Below are 18958 nucleotides of genomic sequence, written 5' to 3' on the forward strand. Positions count from 1 at the left end.
AGATAGATGTTTTCAAAATTTTTCATAAACCGCCCGATATTTGCGACTGTTATATCTATCATCATAGTTATAGCGGGTTTTATGGGTATCAAAGGGCTTCCTATAGAGGAGTATCCAAGTCTTACACCGCCTACTGTCTCTGTAAGTGCGACATATAGCGGTGCTGATGCGCAGACTATCGCCGACTCAGTCGCAAGTGCGATAGAAGATCAGATAAATGGCGTTGAAAATATGCTATATATGCAAAGTACCTCAAGCTCAGCAGGTACTATGAATATAAGCGTATATTTTAAGATCGGCTCATCGTCAAAACAAGCTACGATCGACGTAAATAACCGCGTGCAAGCAGCTCTTTCAAGATTACCTCAAGAAGTGCAAAATATGGGTGTAACGGTGCGTGAAAGAAGCGGCTCGATCCTTCAAGTTGTTGGCTTTACAAATCCAAATATGGATTTGATCGAACTATATAACTATGTAAATTTAAATATTGCTGATGAGATAAAAAGGGTTAGTGGTATCGGTGATACAGTATTGATAGGTACTAAAGAGTATTCTATGAGAATTTGGCTAAAGCCAGATAGACTAGCTCATTTTAAACTAACTCCAAGCGACGTCATTTCTCAAGTAAAAATTCAAAACTCACAATACGCTGCTGGCAAGATAGGCGAACAGCCATCGGATGGTGGTAATCCTTATGTTTATTCTGTTCGTACCGATGGACGTCTTAAAAATGCAGCTCAGTTTGGCGATATAATAATTAAAAGTTCCGATGGATCAGTGTTGAAGCTAAAAGATGTAGCTACCATAGAGCTTGGAGCAGCTAGCTATGCTAACGATGCGATGTTAAACGGCAAACCAGCTATTCCTCTTTTGCTATTTTTACAAAACGATGCGAATGCTCTTGCTACCGCAAATGCTGTAAAAGAAAAGCTTAACGAGCTAAAGAAAACTTATCCTGTTGGCCTAGAGCACACCATAGCTTACAATCCAACAGAATTTATAGATGTTTCAATTGATGAGGTTATAAAAACTTTCATTGAAGCGATGATACTTGTCTTAATCGTAATGTACTTTTTCCTAAAAAGTTTTCGTGCAACTATCATTCCGATGCTTGCCGTGCCAGTATCTATCATAGGTACATTTGGCGGACTTTATATTATGGGTTTTAGTATAAATTTGATCACACTTTTTGCTCTGATCCTAGCCATCGGTATCGTCGTAGATGACGCTATTATTGTCATAGAAAATGTCGAGAGAATTTTACATGAAGATAAAGAGATAAGCGTAAAAGACGCGACGTTTAAGGCAATGGAGGAGGTGCAAACTCCAGTTATCTCTATCGTACTCGTGCTTTGCGCAGTTTTCGTGCCAGTTTCATTTATGGAAGGCTTTGTTGGCGTCATACAAAAGCAGTTTGCTCTAACGCTTGTTGTTTCTGTTTGTATCTCAGGCTTTGTTGCTCTCACTCTTACGCCAGCGCTTTGTGCGGTTATGCTTAAGAAACAAGAGAGTAAGCCATTTTGGATAGTTCAGAAATTTAACGACTTCTTTGACTTTAGCACCAGACTCTTTACGGCTGGAGTGGCTAAAATTTTAAGGCATATTATTATTAGCTTTATTGTAATTGGTATTTTAGGATTTGCCACTTATAAGCTATTTGATGCTGTGCCAAAAGGACTTGTGCCTTCAGAAGACAAGGGTGCTTTAATGGTTATCACCTCACTTCCGCCTTCAACAAATATGCTAAAGACAAAAGAAGAAGTAGTCTCGATTAGCAACGCCATTTTAAGCAATCCAAATGTTGAGTTCACTATGGCTTTTGCAGGTTATGACATACTAGCTAGCTCGCTTAGGGAAAATTCAGCCGTTAGCTTTATAAAGCTAAAAGATTGGAGTGAGAGAAAAGGCGCTAACAATGGAGCTGATACATTAGCTGGACAGTTTAATGGTATGCTTTGGGGCTCAAAAAACTCAATGACATTCGTTGTAAATTTACCACCTATCATGGGTCTTTCAATGACTGGTGGCTTTGAGATGTATCTACAAAATAAAAGCGGCAAGAGTTACAACGAGATAGAAGCAGACGCTAGAAAAGTATCAGCAATAGCCAATGCAAGGCCTGAACTAACAAATGTGAGAACCACGCTTGAGACAAATTATCGTCAGTTTAAGATAACAGTTGATAAAGAAAAAGCTAAATTATTTGGCGTAAGTGAGAGCGAAATTTTTAGCACGGTAGCAGCTACTTTTGGCTCTTACTATATAAATGACTTCAATCTTGCTGGTAAATCTTACCGAGTATATGCAAGAGCTGAGGAAAGTTTTAGAAATAATCCTGAGGATCTAAGAAAAATTTTCGTCCGCTCATATGATGGCGGCATGGTGCCACTAAATTCAGTAGCAACACTTACAAGAACGATCGGACCTGATATCGTTGATAGATTTAACCTCTTTCCATCAGCTAAGATCATGGGCGATCCAAAACCTGGCTACACATCAGGTGATGCGATCAGAGCGATCCAAGAGGTCGTAAATGACACGCTAAGCAGCGAGGACTACGCTATAAGCTGGGCGGGAACGGCGTATCAAGAGGTAAATTCTCAGGGAACTGGCACAGTCGCCTTTATCTTTGGTATGATCTTTGTCTTTTTGATCCTTGCTGCTCAGTACGAGAGATGGCTCATTCCACTTGCGGTTATCACAGCCGTACCATTTGCGGTATTTGGCTCATTGCTAGCAGTCTGGATAAGAGGACTAACAAACGACATCTACTTTGAGATCGGACTCTTGTTGCTTATTGGTCTGGCGGCTAAAAACGCCATTTTAATCGTAGAATTTGCAATGCAAGAGCGTGATAGCGGAAAGAGTATCTTTGACTCAGCGATAAATGCAGCTAGACTTCGCTTTAGACCAATTGTAATGACATCAATCGCATTTACTCTAGGCGTCTTCCCGATGGTTATAAGTACAGGCGCAGGCGCTGCATCTCGTCACTCACTTGGAACTGGCGTGGTTGGCGGTATGATCGCTTCTACGACGATAGCGATATTTTTTGTACCAATGTTTTATTATTTGCTTGAAAATTTAAATGAGAAGTACTGGAAAAAGGGAGCAAAAAAAGATGAGAAATAAGGCGTTTATACTTATAACGGCGGCGTTTTTAGCTGGTTGCTCATTTCGTCCAGATATGCCAAATGTAGATACAAATTTCACATCTACTTACACTTATGAGACAAGCGATATAAGGGATCTTTGGTGGAGAGAATTTAACGATGAAAATTTAAATTCTCTAGTAGAAAATACACTTGAGAAAAATACAAATTTACGTGTTGCTTATTTAAATTTAGAGAAAGCAAAAGCAAGCCTTGGCGTAGCTGAGGCGGATTTGCTTCCTGGTATAAATTTAAATATAGGCTACGAAAAAGCAAAAAGTAGCGGCGAAACATATACTAAACAACCACAAACTCGTTATAGAAAATCAGATATAAATTTAGGATTAAACTATGAGATTGATCTTTGGGGTAGAGTAAGAAATAATGTAGCAGCGGCCGAAGAAAGCCTAAATGCAACCAAATTTGACTACGATAGCGCGAGACTAAGTATCAGCTCAAGTGTTGCAAAAAGCTACTTTGCGTTAGTTTCATTAAATATGCAAGAAGCTGTGCTAAGAGAGACTTTAAAAACCTATGAAGACACGCTAGTGCTTCGCAAAACACAGCTTGATCTTGGAAGCATAAATGAGATGACTTATTTGCAAAGCAAGGCAGCAGTAGAAAGCGCTAAGACCAATCTTACTTCTATATTAAATGCAAAGTCAAAAGCTATCACCTCACTAGCTATCTTGACTGGTAAAAGTAATAATGAAATTTTAGGTGGAGCTATTGCTAGCTCACAAAATTTACCAGCTTCTCCAGAGATAAGTGCTGGCATTAGCTCTGAAATTTTGCTAAGAAGAAGCGACGTGGCAAAGGCACTGGCTGATCTAAAATCTACAAATGCTCTTGTTGGTGTTGCAAGGGCTGAGTATTTTCCAAGTATTTCACTGACTGGACTTTTTGGCTTTTCAAGTATTGATTTTGAAAATATCTTTGTTGGAAATGCCAATACATGGAGCATAGGGGGCTCTTTAGCTCAGAAAATTTTTGATTTTGGTAGGACAAAAAATAATGTAGCAGTGGCTAAAACAAATGAACAAATTGCCGCTGTTAATTATGAAGCAGCGGTAAAATCGGCTCTTGGTGAAGTAAGAGATGCACTTGTTTCAAGGCAAAATGCAAAAATTTCTTTGGAACAAGTGAAAAATTTGCTAAAATCCCAACAAAGAATTTACTCGCTTGCTAAAGAGCAATATGATGCTGGCTATATTGGACATTTAGAGCTTCTTGATGCGCAGAGAAATTTGCTTCAAGCAAAATTACAAGATGTCTCAGCTAAGCTTGATGAGGTTGATAGCGCAGTTGAAGTTTATAGAGCTTTTGGTGGCGGTTTTAAGTTAGAAAAATAATTAAAAAAGGAGAGAAATTGGGAACTAAGATATTAAATTTCTTGTTTTCTTGGGGATTTTTTGTTTTTGCTATCGCTCTTGGCGTAGCATTATGGTTTGCGATAAATTACGTTGATACATTTAGGCTTGAGTCAAGCTTTTATGATATCGGTGAGATATTTATGATGGCGGCTGTTTTTTGTATCGCCTTTTATGTGATCGCAGCAATATTTGTTATTCCTATTAGAGCGATCAAAAAATCTTAATCTTTCATCTAAGGATAAAATCCTTAGATGAACTTCTTGGCTTCATTATGTGAAATTCTTAGATTTTTGATTGTTTATTTTAAAAATTTATTTATGAAATTTACCGCATTTATATTACTTCTAATAAGTATATTCTTAATAGCTTGCTCAGCTAATCAAGCAAATAAAAAGATAAGTAACTCTGAACTAGAAAACTTAGCTAAACAATATGGTGGAGTGTATATATTTAATCAAAAATTTGTTGATGAGATAGAGAGAAGAGAAAAAGAAAGAGAAGAGCTAGCCAAAAATTTAGGTGATAAAATAAGATCTAATCCTAGAAAGATAAAACAAGGTGATAAATTTATAACGATATATGATGTAGACATGACCTTGGTAAATCAAAAATTCCCTCAAACCCTCTCAAATGGCAAAAGATATTATACTCGTTGGATAGATTATGAAAACCAAACTGGCAAAGAAGCCAAAGTACCAGAAGTTTATATAAATAAGATAAAAGAATTTATGGGCGAAAGCAACTATGATAAATCTCCAAATTTCCCTATTTTAGTAATGTTTTATGTCAATGATAATGACAAAATAGTACCTATAAAACTATCAATGTCTTATACATACTATAAAACCAGATATGGCTTATTTGGAGATGAAGGAATGGGAATTAGATTTAAAGATGAAGAGCAAATTCTTATACGTGGTGGTAATAAATTTATATTAATTAATGACAAATTTACAAGAGTAGAAAAGTAAAAGGATTTATATTGAAATCAACTAAATCAAATAAAGAGCTAATAAATTGCTTTAAAGACTATATTGATATAGCTGATGCAAGTTATGCAATGCTTCATAATGTATTTGAGAATGAAAGAAATGGACTTGATGAGCTTTATGATAAATTTGGTAAAGATAATGTTCCTGACAACATTGCAAATTCATATAGAAAAGATGAGATAGATAAACCTATTTGGAGATATGCGGATGGTATAACAAAAGGTGATGTTTTAAAATCAGATCAAAAAGATGAGAATAATAACACAATAAAAATTACTGGTAACCCTACTGCTTATGCTCTTTGTATTGAGGCCAGATTTATGGCAGATAAATTTGTAAAAAAACCTAATGCTAAACCTAATAAAAAACCGAAACAATTAGAAAACAATGTAAAAAGATTTATAACAACTCCAACTGATGAAAAAGGTGAAGCAATAGGAGATCCTTATATTTTTTATAAGGAAAATGATCTCTCCCCTCGCACAAAACTCTTTGTTAATCGCTATGAGCTAGTAAAGCACATACCTAATCAAAAGTCAGGTTTTAGCTCAACTATATTTTATGACACGCTTAAGTCAAACTATATAATAGGCTTTAGAGGAACAGAGATGAAAATAAATGATCTCTTAGATGATGCCTTTATGGCTATCACATCAAGAGCACTTATGCAAATATCTGCTTTAAAATCACTTCAATCCTCTATGCAAGAAGCTATAAATTCTCATAGTCAAAACTTAAGTGGTTTAGATAACACCGCCAAAGACATCATCCTATCAGGTCACTCATTAGGAGGTCATCTAGCTCAAATATATGCAGTAACCTTTAAAGATAGCGGAGTAAAAGAACTTTATACTTATAACGCTCCAGGAATTTATGGTGGTATATTAGCTTCAGCTTTTACTTGGAGCTTAAGGCTTCTTAGCTTTGTGGCTAAAGCCATAGCAAAAGGTGCAAGATGGATAGCAAGGGTCATAGACAAAGATGGCTTTATAGGAAAGATGGTAGGCTCAGTCTTTAACAAGATAAAAGGTATGTTTGGCTTTAAGGATGATAAGAGTAGCGTAGATGAATACGTAGATGTAGTTAAAAATAATGAACAAGCTCAAAAGACTCTTGCAGATAAAAAGGTGAGCTCTAATATAAATAAAGCTAGCAAAGAAAAAGATATAGACATAGAGATACATCACGTAGAGAGCGTTAAACAAAGTATAAATAGAGATGAAGATAGCTTTTCAAAAGATGTAGCTGTTTTGATAGAACCTACCTTTTCAGTAATATCTGATCTAGGCTATAAGCTAGGCATAGATACAACTGGCGAAGTAAAGTATGAAAATACCGAGAATAGACACTTGGTGAATATATTAATTAGATCTCACTTTTTAAAAGAGAGCGTTTTAGTTTTATATATGTTGTGTTATCTCTTGGAAAACAAAGAAAATGAAGCCAAGATAGAGGGTAAAGATATAGCTGAAGCGCTTGATTATCTAAATGAATATATCCAGTCGCTTAAATTTAAACTAAAATGCATAAGATCGAAGTTAAATTTAGATGTAAATATAGATGATATAAGCGATGCTTCTATGCTAGATACGCCTTTATATATCTTTTATGCTTATTTAAATCTCTTTTATGAATATGGCAAATTTAGTGATGAAAATTTTAAGCAAGATATGGTCGGGTATATAATAGAAAATTTAGGCAACAACATAGATAAAAATAGCAACAAAGAGGCACATCTAGTAAAGATACTAGATATAGATGATCTAGATAAACTAGATGCGACAAAGATAGTAAGTGATGCTAGAGCTGGCGATATAGATATGCTAGTGGCTATTTGTGCTTTGAATTTATTTGTATTTGAAAAAAAGATAGATGTAAATGAGCTTGGTAAATACTTCTCTTATAGTAAAAACATCTATAAAAATATAACGATACTACGAGATAATAGAGTAGACATAGCAGAGGCTAGTATCTTCGTAAAAGATAGAATAGATATGCTAAAGAGCATAATAAATCTAAAATATGCGGATTTAGCAAAGCTAAAAGAAAATGAAAATTTTTTAGCTAGCATAGACTCTAAGGATATAAGCTCTAGTGATGAAGCTATAGTAATAGCTAATAATAAATCTGCTCAAAATAATGATGATGTAGCTTACAACAATAAAGTAGCAACCGATGATATAAAAGCTCTTATGAACGAGAGTGTGGGAAGTATCTTTTATAAAAACAACGATATCCTTAGTGTAAGTGCAGTGGATAAAAGTATAGTCGATGTTGAAGTATTAAAGGAGATATTTAAGCTAGATAGCAAAAATATGAATCAAAGAATATATCTAAACTCTGCCCTTTTGTCTAAAGCCAATGAAGAGGAGGATTATCCACTTTATTTTAAAGACGAAAAATATAATAGTGATGAGAATATACCTCTAAATTTTACTCATCAGCCAAGAGATGAGGATAAAGATATAGGAAGGCTAAATGTTGCTTATAGAAATTCTCAAGCAAATATATTAAATTATTCACTATTAAATAAGAGTCTAAATATCGATCTAAAACCAACAAGTAAAAAGACTAAAGAAGCTCTTTCGAATTTAAATCAAAGGCAAAATTTACAAAAAGATAATCAATCTAAAGAAATTTCATCTACTGCGACTTCATGCCCTGTCATAGAGGATGACACTATCATTTGCCCACATGGCGGTCATGTGATCTTAAAAAGTAGGGCAGGCAGAAGCATAAGATCAGACGAACAAGGCGTGATACTTGATGTTGATTTTATAAACTCGCCGATAGTAGGCTGCTCAGCTAGGATCCCATGTGTCATAGTAGCTTATGTGCCAAGATCGGCACTTAGTCTAAAAAGCATGAATGATCACTACGCTGTAATGCAAGATCTAGTGCCAAACTGCCTAAGCAACACCGGCTCTTCGCTAAGGTGCATAAAAAAAGAGAATAAACTAAAACTAGAGCATAGTTTAAGTAATCCTAGTATGCAAGATAGTAGTGAAATAATAAAAGATATAAATTTAAATAATGCCTACATAAGGCTTCATATAAAATCAGCCCTTAATCAAACAGATAATCTTGCCGTTTGTATATATAAGCTAAATGATGTGGAATATAAAAACCAAGAGGGATTTAAAGAAATGGAGCTAAATTTAGACGAAGGCTCTGATATAAAAGATAAGAAGCTAAAAGAGTATCTAAAGGCCCGATTTAGAGATGACAAATTTAGTATCTCATCATTTAACTTTAAATACTCGCTTATGGATAAAAATTTTATTTTTATTACTCCTAAATATACTGAGCCTATCTATAAAGATATGACGCTTCCTAAGAGTGGAATAGGATTTTTTCAGTTTGTAGATGATATGAGTGACGATAACAATCTTATCTATATTACGCCAAGTAAAGCAAAAACAGTATGTATAAAATTTGCTTGTGGGCTAGATAGTGAATATAGCGATGATATAAATATAATCAAAACAGTAGTGGTGGCATAACGATGAATGATATAAATATAACCTACTCTTGCGAAGAGAGTTTAAAAAAGATAAAAGAGTACATGGCTGATGCAAAGAGCGTGACGCTTTATACGTCTAGTTTAAACTATCTCTCTTCATATTCTGGCAATATAATTGCAGAGATTGTCTCCGATCTTATCTATTGTAAAGGTAAAGATAAAGACATATCAATAATAACTGATTTTTATGTAGACAAAGAGAGCTTTAAAGATAGCAAACTAAATAGAGTAAGGGAGTTTAAATATAAAGGCATTCCGGTAAAAGTAGTTCATAAAAAAAGTGCTATTGATAAATTCTTTGAAAATTTAAGAGAAGGGCTTACTCCTTTACAAACAAAAATACATAATCAAGAGATATTGGATTTAGCTCAAGATGAGCATGATAGAGAGTTGCTAAAAGATGGTAATGAAGTAGAAGATAAACCATCAAGTTTTTATCATATGTTTGAGCTTATTGTTTCTAATTATAATGAGGCTAAAAATATTTTAAGAGATTGTTTAAAAACTCTAAAAAATGATCTACTAAATGACGCTAAATCATTGATAGCTAGTGAAGGATTAGACGAGGCCAAATTTGAAAGAAGCATAAAAGAGTGTTTTGATGAGCTAGATAAAAATTTAAAAGAGCTAAGCTCGGAAAATGGAGAATTTATAATAAAACAAATAGCTCTTTTTATATTAAGTCTAGTTGATATAACCGATCCAAAGGCCATAATAAAAAAATCAAATCTTGGTTTTGTGGCTTATGAGCTTGGAAAGATGGCGTATGCAATTCATGAATATGATAGCAATAGGGTATTTTACGGTGTATCCTTACCAATACTAAGTTTTTTTACATCTAGGTTTGCTTCTATCGTAAATACTTTAAATATAAGTTCAAACTGCAATGTCTTGGTGTTTAAAAGTGATAAAAATTCTAGATCTGGTTTTTTCTTGGACTTTACTCACTTAAATTTAGACTACCGCCCTTTTAAATATAGCATTAACGAAAAAGAGACTAATTATAATACAGATGAAGGATATAGTGTATATGGATATTTAGATGATGTATCTGTATTTGATTACTCCAAAGAGATTTGCTCTTATGACGTGGTAAATAAAAATTTAGGCTTTGGCTCGAGTGATGATACTTTATTTAGTAGATTAAAAGATGAGATAAAAAGTACAAATGCAAATTTAAATTTTATCTGTGCTTCAAATTTTAACTCTATAAAGTTAGCTAATCTAATAGCAGATAAATCCGATAAAAATAATACCTCAGTAAATGATGAGATGAATAGTAAAGACTTCTCAAATTTAAATAAAAACTACATTATTCTTTCAAACTCTCCTTTTAGATCAAGTGCAGGATTAAGAGAGGAAGTTATTAGTAAAAGTCTTGATCAAACTATAAAAGATGATATAAATAGATCAAAAAGTAGCAACCTGGTAAAACAAAAATTTAGTGACATAAAGACTCTAAATCCAGTAAAAGACTATAGCAAATATAGTATAGATATAGATCAAAACAATGATAAATCAACTCTTTTACTAAATTTATCTCCATTTGCAAGGATAGAAAAAAGCTATATAGATAATATAGAAGAGAATAAAGAAAAATATAGTGAAAGCTATACAGAAGAAAATAGTAGCGATGCTTATGATTTTCAATTAAGCAAATTAAAGTACGATGAGCTTTTTGATATAAATGTCTCTCATATAAATGCTTATGCAAAGCAACCAAATGATATGGAGAAGATAAAAGAGAGTGAAAAAGAGTATATGGAAAAATCAACTCTAGCATTTAAAGCAGTCTTTGACAGAGTTAATAAAAATGTTAGTGATAGAATGAATTTCGAAGATGAATGCTACGATAAGATAGAAGCGATAAAAGAATATGAGATATTAGGAGATATAGACTCTGTAAAAAGTGCCGTAAAAGAGATACTAGATGATCAGCCAACTCCATACTACTCTCTTTTAGAAGTACTTTGCCTTGGCGTGGCTTACTTTATAATGACCAAAAGCTATTCAGGAGAGTTGTTAAACAAATCTATAAAAAACTCCCGTGAATATATAAAAGTAGGTGATGAAGAGATAAGTACTATAAATGTAAATTCTTTTGTAAAGTTAGGTGATAGTGATATAAGATTATTCTTTTACAAAGAAAGTGCTAAAAGTAGTGGATTAAGCAAAAATGAGTACCTATGTATAGAAGAGATTAGTGATTATATGGATGGTGCAGGAAATACTAAGAATGTATATAGCATAAAAGAACTTTTAGAAGAAAATGATAGTAGCGTAAATACAAATATAAAAGATCCTTTACAAAGTGATCTAATGAAGCTTCTAATAGAGCAAGCCAATGATATAGATGAAAGCTGCAAGAAAGATAAAACTTTGATAAAAGAAGTGATAGCTTCTAAGGATAAAGACGTCTTAAAAAAAGCCATAGACTTAGAATATAAGGCTTATCATAATGATAGAGATATGGATAAAGAGGTAAGCTCTTTACTTGTAAAAACAGCCATTGAAGGATTATTCCCAATAGCAGGCTTTGCAAGTGAAGATGGCATATCTAAAATTTATGAGATGCTTAGCTCTTTTATATTTGAAAGGGATGCAAAGAAATTAAAAGACGCCTTTTTAGACGAGCTTGGAGTATTAAATTTAATAAAAAAACTATTTAGTGCAAAAAAGACTAAACAAATAGATGAATATTTCTTGTATATCACAAGATTAAAAACTACAAATATAGTACTTCAAAGATCAAAGCTAAATTTAATTTTGCAAGCTCAAAATACCTATATACTTTATAGAACAATAGAACATTTTAAACTAAATATATCTTATAGCGAGATAACGACATATACATTTATGAGATACACGTATAGCTTTAATATAAGAGATGTAGAGCTTATGAAAAAAGAAATCAAAGACTATACTAAAACTCTTGGTAAGGACATAGGCATCTCTATGATAACAGGTCTAATAGAACTTTATAAAACCTCGTATGAAAAACTAGAAGAGAACTATAAAGAGATAATGCATACAAGATACACATATAAATTTAATGAAGCTTACGCACTAAATAATATCTCATATAAACCTATATCTATAAAAGAAGCTTATGATAAAAATAGTACAAATAGCTATTGCTACTATCCAGTGATGATCTATCAAAACTATATAAGTCTAAATTTAAATAGACTATTTCTAGGAGCTAATATAAATAGTGGAGGATTAGACTATAACTCATTTATCTACTATGATATAAACAATAAACAAAGCAAACTCTCACATAACCTTGCTTCAAAGCTAGCACTAAATAACCTTAGTGCTTATCTATGTTTAGATGAACTAAGAGGAGCTGGCAATGAAGTAGATGCAAACTACTTTAAATATGCAAGAAGTAGATATATTAACTCTGATGTAGAGATAAGAGGATTAAATTTAGATGTTAAAGAGGAGAAAGAAATTTATAGTGTCTATAACAAAGATGACAACCAAGATGGATATAGTTTCTCTTCTGCTATAAAAGCCTACCAAAAAGCTGTAGAGATAATAAACAAATTTAAAAAAGGAATCTTTAACACCAGCGATGAAAACAACCACTCTAATCTCTCAAGAGATCTAATAAAAGCATTAGATACCATAGGCAACAATAATATTAAAGGTGTGTATGTGGGGTGTAAAGTTGATTTAAAAGATAGAAGTAAAGAGAATATTCCCCCTCGTCTAATCGGTCGTCTAGCCACCACCATAGTCATGGAAGATGGTCTTTACATAGGATAAAAGATGAAAAAGATTATATTTACAGCTTTAGCTATCTTAGTAATAGCCATATCACTAATAGCAATAAATAAAAGAATGAATAAAGGAAATTTAATGGATAACAATAATACATATATGGTAATAGCTCCAAATGGAATGGAAATACCATTTGATAAAAATACAAATTTATCAGTCTCACCTCTTGATTATGGGAGTGAGACTATAGGTGTAAAAGAGCACTCCCAAATGCTTCTTCAAGCTCGCTCCATCCTAGACTCATCTCCATATAAAAACTATAAACCACTATACTATAACCCTAAACCAAATTCTTTAGGTCAAACAGACTATCTATCATTTAAGCCATGGCTAGATATTAGCTATAAACCAAGCTCAACTAAACTATCTCCTTGGACTAAATCAGAAAAAGCTTACTATGAAAGCTTAAAAGATAAAAGAGATAGATATATCTATCTAGTAAAAAGAAGTAATCTAAAATGTACTATGATAGATATTCCTGAAGATGCAATAGCTAGAGTAGATAGCAAAGGCAAACTAACTAAACCAGAATATGCTGAAATTTATGATGAAGTAAATGCTAATAAAGGTACATTAAAATCAATGCTCTTTTCTGCAGAGTGGGGAATATGTGCTGGCATACTTGGAAATCCTATGGGATTTTCACATGGAAATGAAGCAGGCTTTAAAGCAAGAGATTATCAAAGAATTTTCTTAGCAGCTCAGCTAGGAGTAGTAAAGGCTTTAGATTTTTTAGGTGATCTATTTGAATATCAAACTTACAATATAGGTCTAAACAAAAATTTACAAATGGCAGAAGAGTTTAGAAAACTATTTACTAATCCTCCACTAGATGAATATGGCATGATGCCTTATCTTGATGAGATAGTGGGAAGCTATTTCGTGATGGATTTTAATAGGGACGGAGTAGTATTTGATCCAGAAGGAACAACACATAAATTTTTAAGAGAACTTGTAGAAGATAAAGGTGAGCTATTAGATCCTAGAGACTTTGACGCTAATAAAACAACGAGGGAGGAATTTATGTCATATCTCAAAAAGGAAATGCCACATTTTACAACTAGATTTGATAAAAAAGGCTTTCCAAATAAGATGACACAAAGAGACATAGACTTATACATCGACTCCACCCTTCTAGAAGCTAAAATAATGTCTCTAACTCCACCAGAAGGATATCCAAATGCACCATACTACAACACACCAGAAGAGCTAATAAGACTATATGAGGCTGGTAAATTAGATAAAAAGCTAAATCCACTAACACCAGTAATGTATAGAGAAAGTTTTCCTGAAGATCTTAGGCAAAAGATACTAAGTTATGCCAAAGAGCATAATATAAAGGATTAAATAATAAATTTAATATCTATGGCTCCAAACGGAGCCAAATATAAATATATTAAGCCACTACAATCAAAGATCTCTACGATAACCGGCCTAATAGAACTTTATAAAACCTCATATGAAAAACTAGAAGAAAACTATAAAGAGATAATGCATGTAGGCAATATGTTTGTCGCACTATTAACTTAAAAAAATAAATTAATTTTAGGAGATAATTGGACTTTTTTATAAGAAAAATCGCGAATAGCGATCTATACAAATTTTGATAAAGAATTTCAATATATTTTAATATCAAAATGAGCTAAATTTTGAAAAAATTAAAGCATATTTTTAAACTTGCTTTTAACTTTTTTGTTATAATATCCCATCAAAAATAAAAAGGATATTTTTTATCCTAATTAAGGTTTTAAATTTGAGAGTATATTTAGACAATAACGCTACAACAATGGTTGATCCTGAAGCTTTTGAGCTTATGAAACCATATTTTTGTGAAAAATACGGCAATCCAAACTCGCTTCATAAATTTGGCTCTGAAACACATCCAGCCTTAAGAACAGCGCTAGATCAGCTCTACGCCGGATTAAATGCAAAAGATGGTGATGATATCGTTGTTACCTCATGCGCGACTGAGAGCAACAACTGGGTAGTAAAAGGCATCTACTTTGACAAAATTGCAACTGGCGAGAAAAAGCGTATCGTAACAACCGCAGTTGAGCATCCAGCTATTTTGGCAACTTGTAAATTTTTAGAAAAATATGGCGTGGAGCTTACTGTTTTAGATGTAAATAACGATGGTATAGTCACGCCAGAACAGCTAAGAGCTGTAATGGATGAGAATGTAGCACTTGTTTCTATAATGAGTGCAAATAACGAAACTGGCATGATCTTTCCTATAAAAGAGCTTGCTAGTATCGCTCATGAATATGGGGCTTTATTCCACACGGATGCGGTTCAAGCAGTTGGTAAGATAAAGATAAATGTTCAAGACCTTGACATTGATTTTTTAAGCTTTTCTGCGCATAAATTTCACGGACCAAAGGGTGTTGGAGCACTATTTATAAAAAATAGTATGCCACTAAGTAGCTTGCTTCACGGCGGCGAGCACATGGGTGGACGCAGAAGTGGCACGCTCGATGTTCCTGGTATCATCGGCATGGGTAAAGCACTTGAACTGGCAAATAAATTTATGGATTATGAGCACTCTCATGTTCGCCGTTTGCGTGATAAGCTTGAAGATGCAATTTTAAAAATTCCTGACGTTAGCGTCGTTGGTAAAAAAGAGCAACGTGTGCCAAATACCATTTTGGCTTCTATAAAAGGCGTTGAAGGCGAAGCTATGCTTTGGGATCTAAATAAAGCTGGCATCGCAGCTTCAACTGGCTCAGCATGTGCAAGTGAAACATTAGAGAGTAACCCAATAATGGAGGCTATAGGGGCAGATAAAGAGCTAGCTCACACCGCACTTAGACTATCTCTTTCTAGATTTAATACAGAAGAAGAGATTGATTATGCGATCGAGCACATAACAAAAGCAGTAAATAGACTAAGAGGTATCTCTAGTACATTTGCCTACGCCCCAGAATGGCATAAGAGTGGATTATAAAATTTAAAGGAAAATAACATGGCAAAGAATAATTTGATCGGAGGCTCTATCTGGGATGAGTATTCTAAGGTAGTGCAAGATAGGATGAATAATCCTAAATTTATGGGAGAGATAACCGAAGAAGATGCTAAAAAGGCAAACGCAAAGCTTATTGTGGCTGACTTTGGTGCAGAAAGTTGCGGTGATGCGGTTAGGCTATACTGGCTTGTTGATGAAAAGACAGACAAAATAATAGATGCTAAATTTAAAAGCTTTGGCTGTGGTACAGCGATAGCTAGCTCTGATACGATGGCTGAGCTTTGTATCGGCAAAACAGTTGATGAAGCAGTCAAGATCACAAACCTTGATGTCGAAAAGGCTATGCGTGACAATCCAGAAACGCCAGCAGTTCCACCCCAAAAGATGCACTGCTCAGTTATGGCGTATGATGTTATAAAAGCAGCAGCTGCAAGCTATAAAGGCATAGATCCAGAGCATTTTGAAGATGAGATCATCGTTTGCGAGTGCGCTAGGGTAAGCCTTGGTACGATTAAAGAAGTGATAAGACTAAATGACCTTCACACAGTTGAGGAAATCACGCAATATACCAAAGCTGGTGCATTTTGCAAGTCTTGCGTAAAGCCTGGTGGCCATGAAAAAAGAGAATATTATTTGGTGGATATTTTACGTGATACTAGGGCTGAAATGGAGCGTGAGAAGATTGAAGCTCAGGCAAATGCTCAAGCAAATCACTCTTTAGGCGACATTAGCTTTGAAAATATGACGATGGTAGGGCAGTTAAAAGCAGTCGAGTCTGTCATAGATAAAGAAATTCGCCCAATGCTCGAGATGGATGGTGGAAATTTAGAAATTTTAGATATCAGAAATGATAACGGAGAAAATACTGATATTTACATCCGCTATCTTGGTGCTTGCTCGGGCTGTGCGAGCGGCTCAACTGGCACTCTTTACGCGATTGAAAATGTCTTACAAGAGAGCTTAAGCCCAAAAATTAGGGTAATGCCTATTTGATTTTATTAACTAGCCCTTGTGGGCTAGTTTTTATTCTCTTAAAAATTTTAAAATTTCACTTCTAATTTGATTCAAATCACCCACAAATTTTTTTTCAAACTGCGAGCGATTAAAGGTTCGCTGACGTTTTGCTAACTGAGCCGTGTGTGTAGCTATGAGCTCTTCAAGCTCGTTTTGAGAAATTTCTTTATCTAAAAATTGCTTACACTCTTTTAAACCTATTGATTTTAGTGGTTTTGGCTCACTTTTGTATTTATTAAACAAAAATTTCGCCTCATCTATGAGCCCAGCTTCAAGCATGCCTTTTGTTCTCTTTTTGATACGTTCTCTAAGCTCATCTTTATCCCATAAAATTTCAAATATCGCTAGTTCTTTTATGATGCTCTCTTTAGTATTTTCTCTTAGCCAAATGCTTGGAATTTGGCTACTAAATTTATAAATTTGATACCACTTTTCGAGGCGATAAGAGTCGTTTTGGCTAAATTTACTTGCAAACTCAGGATCGATTTTTATAGCTAGTTTATAAATTTCTTCATTGCTTAAATTTAGCTCACATTTTGGCACATCTGGTGCAAGTCCGCTAAGCATTGATTTTAGATAAAAGCCACTACCTCCTGTAATGATGAGCGGGCAGTCTTGTAAGTGCGCAAATTCCTTTGCGTTTTTATAAATTTCAAAAAATGCCCCAACGCTAAATTCTTCATCAGGATAAATTTCATTTACACCAAAGTGCTTTATGGTTTCAAGCTGCTCTTTATTTGGCTTTGCGCTGGCGATATCTATCTCTTTATAAAGTGCAAGCGAATCAAGGCTTAAGATGACGCCATTAAGCTCCTTTGCAAGCTCAAATGCAAGATCGCTTTTGCCACTTGCCGTGGTGCCAATTATTGCAAATTCTTTAAACAAATCTAGCCCTCATAAAACGAGCTAAAGAGTAAAATTTCATCATTTTCCTCGTTATTTTTGCCATCTTTTATAAGATCAGCCAAAACACCGGCAAAATACGGAGCGAAGCTAAGTTCATTTAATCCATAGGCTTGGTTATAGATCAAGTTACTATATATGTTATCGCGTCCAAGAGCTGGCTTATCGTTTGAGCTAAGAAGCACGTAGTTTGCCCTAAAACTAGGCTCTTTTAGCTCGCTTATACCAAGATGTATCTTTAGCTCATTTAAAAATGCATTAATCTTTTCAGTTTTAACAAGCGTATCGATAGCGCCGACTTGTAAATTTGTAATAATCGTAACGCCATTTTTAGTTGGATAAATTTTGGCAAATAGATCATTTAAAATGATTGGTTTTTTAGGGATTTGCCCTTCATTCAGACTAAGATCAATGGTGTAAAATTTAGCCAAAATCGCATTTAAGCTCGTACCTAGCTTATTTGAAAGCTCTAAATTTTTTGAAGCGATCACAAAGCTATCAGCCTCATATTCGCCGTTATTACCAATAGCTTTTTGCACTATTTGCCCTTGCGTTTTTAGCTCATAAATTTCATCATTTATAAATTTTACACCAAGAGAATTTAGCTCATTTATCAAAGCTTTTTTGAGCTCATTTGTGTCAATACTTGCGTTTTTGGCTAAATTTATAGCACCTTTTATGTTTTTATTTATTAGCCCAAAATTTGCAAGCTCTTTATCTACGCTTAAAATTTCTTGCTCGCTATGGGCAACTTTTATCTCATCAAGCCTTTTTTTAAAGCTTTCATTATCGCTAAAAAGTAGATAAACACCGCTCTCATCGAAATTTATCTGCGGATATTTGTTGTTTAAATCTCTTAAAATTTCAAAGTTTTTCTTACCAAATTTTGAAAACAAAATTTGCATCTTTTTGTCGTGAGCTTTGGTTGATTTAAGTGTAAAATTTGTCATCCAAGCTCTAAAATTTTCATTTAAGCAAATACTTATATCAAGCTCGCTTTTTTTGCTAACTAGCCCCATAAATGAGCTAGATATCGCTCCATCTTTTGCAAGAGCGTGTGTGCCAAAAGGCGTTAAAATTCCATTTGTAAAATCATCTTTTTGGTTGCTAATAATTAAAATTTCTTCACCCTTTTTAGCTAATTCGTAAGCCGTAAATAACGCACTAAAACTATCTCCAATAATCGCTACTTTGCCCATAATAACCCTTTGTTTTAAATTAATCTTGTAATGATAATATAAATTCAAATT

At 33.9% G+C, this 18958-nt stretch carries 11 protein-coding genes; 9 read left to right on the forward strand and 2 right to left on the reverse strand.

From position 1 onward, the window contains the following. Window positions 1–6 precede the first annotated feature (6 nt). The 9 genes from CVT17_RS01260 to CVT17_RS01300 all read left to right on the forward strand — a co-directional run bounded on the left by CVT17_RS01260 (window position 7) and on the right by CVT17_RS01300 (window position 16784). Window positions 7–3132, forward strand: coding sequence for an efflux RND transporter permease subunit (locus CVT17_RS01260; protein ID WP_107858437.1), 3126 nt, complete (start codon window positions 7–9; stop codon window positions 3130–3132). Then, the gene (locus CVT17_RS01265) at window positions 3122–4504 is read left to right on the forward strand and encodes an efflux transporter outer membrane subunit (protein ID WP_103641408.1); all 1383 of its coding nucleotides are present in this window, start codon (window positions 3122–3124) and stop codon (window positions 4502–4504) included. The genes CVT17_RS01260 and CVT17_RS01265 overlap by 11 nt, the downstream gene beginning before the upstream one ends. A 17-nt stretch (window positions 4505–4521) precedes the next feature. Further along, a complete protein-coding gene (locus CVT17_RS01270; RefSeq protein WP_021090435.1) occupies window positions 4522–4749 on the forward strand; it encodes a hypothetical protein in 228 nt (75 codons plus the stop codon). Window positions 4750–4776: 27 nt separating this feature from the next. Then, window positions 4777–5496 carry a tRNA 2-selenouridine synthase gene (locus tag CVT17_RS01275; protein ID WP_230853304.1) on the forward strand — a complete coding sequence of 240 codons (720 nt, stop codon included), beginning with the start codon at window positions 4777–4779 and terminating at the stop codon, window positions 5494–5496. 11 nt (window positions 5497–5507) lie between these two features. After that, on the forward strand, window positions 5508–9020 hold the full coding sequence (locus CVT17_RS01280) for an Mbeg1-like protein (protein WP_159070444.1): 3513 nt from the start codon (window positions 5508–5510) through the stop codon (window positions 9018–9020). Window positions 9021–9022: 2 nt separating this feature from the next. Beyond that, window positions 9023–12814: a hypothetical protein gene (locus CVT17_RS01285; protein ID WP_107769812.1), complete on the forward strand. Its 3792-nt coding sequence runs from the start codon at window positions 9023–9025 to the stop codon at window positions 12812–12814. A 3-nt stretch (window positions 12815–12817) separates the two neighbouring features. Beyond that, window positions 12818–14176 (forward strand): thioredoxin reductase, encoded by a 1359-nt coding sequence (locus CVT17_RS01290; protein WP_107769811.1) that lies wholly within the window; start codon window positions 12818–12820, stop codon window positions 14174–14176. Window positions 14177–14582: 406 nt separating this feature from the next. Beyond that, window positions 14583–15773 (forward strand): NifS family cysteine desulfurase, encoded by a 1191-nt coding sequence (locus CVT17_RS01295; protein ID WP_107858438.1) that lies wholly within the window; start codon window positions 14583–14585, stop codon window positions 15771–15773. A gap of 18 nt (window positions 15774–15791) precedes the next feature. Further along, entirely contained in the window at window positions 15792–16784 is a 993-nt protein-coding gene (locus CVT17_RS01300; RefSeq protein ID WP_107769809.1) for an iron-sulfur cluster assembly scaffold protein, read from the forward strand. A gap of 30 nt (window positions 16785–16814) precedes the next feature. Here CVT17_RS01300 and miaA read toward each other — a convergent pair whose 3' ends face one another. Further along, the gene (gene miaA / locus CVT17_RS01305) at window positions 16815–17690 is read right to left on the reverse strand and encodes a tRNA (adenosine(37)-N6)-dimethylallyltransferase MiaA (RefSeq protein WP_107769808.1); all 876 of its coding nucleotides are present in this window, start codon (window positions 17688–17690) and stop codon (window positions 16815–16817) included. 2 nt (window positions 17691–17692) lie between these two features. Beyond that, on the reverse strand, window positions 17693–18907 hold the full coding sequence (locus CVT17_RS01310) for an FAD-dependent oxidoreductase (RefSeq protein WP_107769807.1): 1215 nt from the start codon (window positions 18905–18907) through the stop codon (window positions 17693–17695). Window positions 18908–18958: the final 51 nt, after the last annotated feature.

Source organism: Campylobacter concisus, assembly GCF_003048775.2.
In the GTDB taxonomy this organism is placed as follows: Bacteria; Campylobacterota; Campylobacteria; order Campylobacterales; family Campylobacteraceae; genus Campylobacter_A; species Campylobacter_A concisus_I.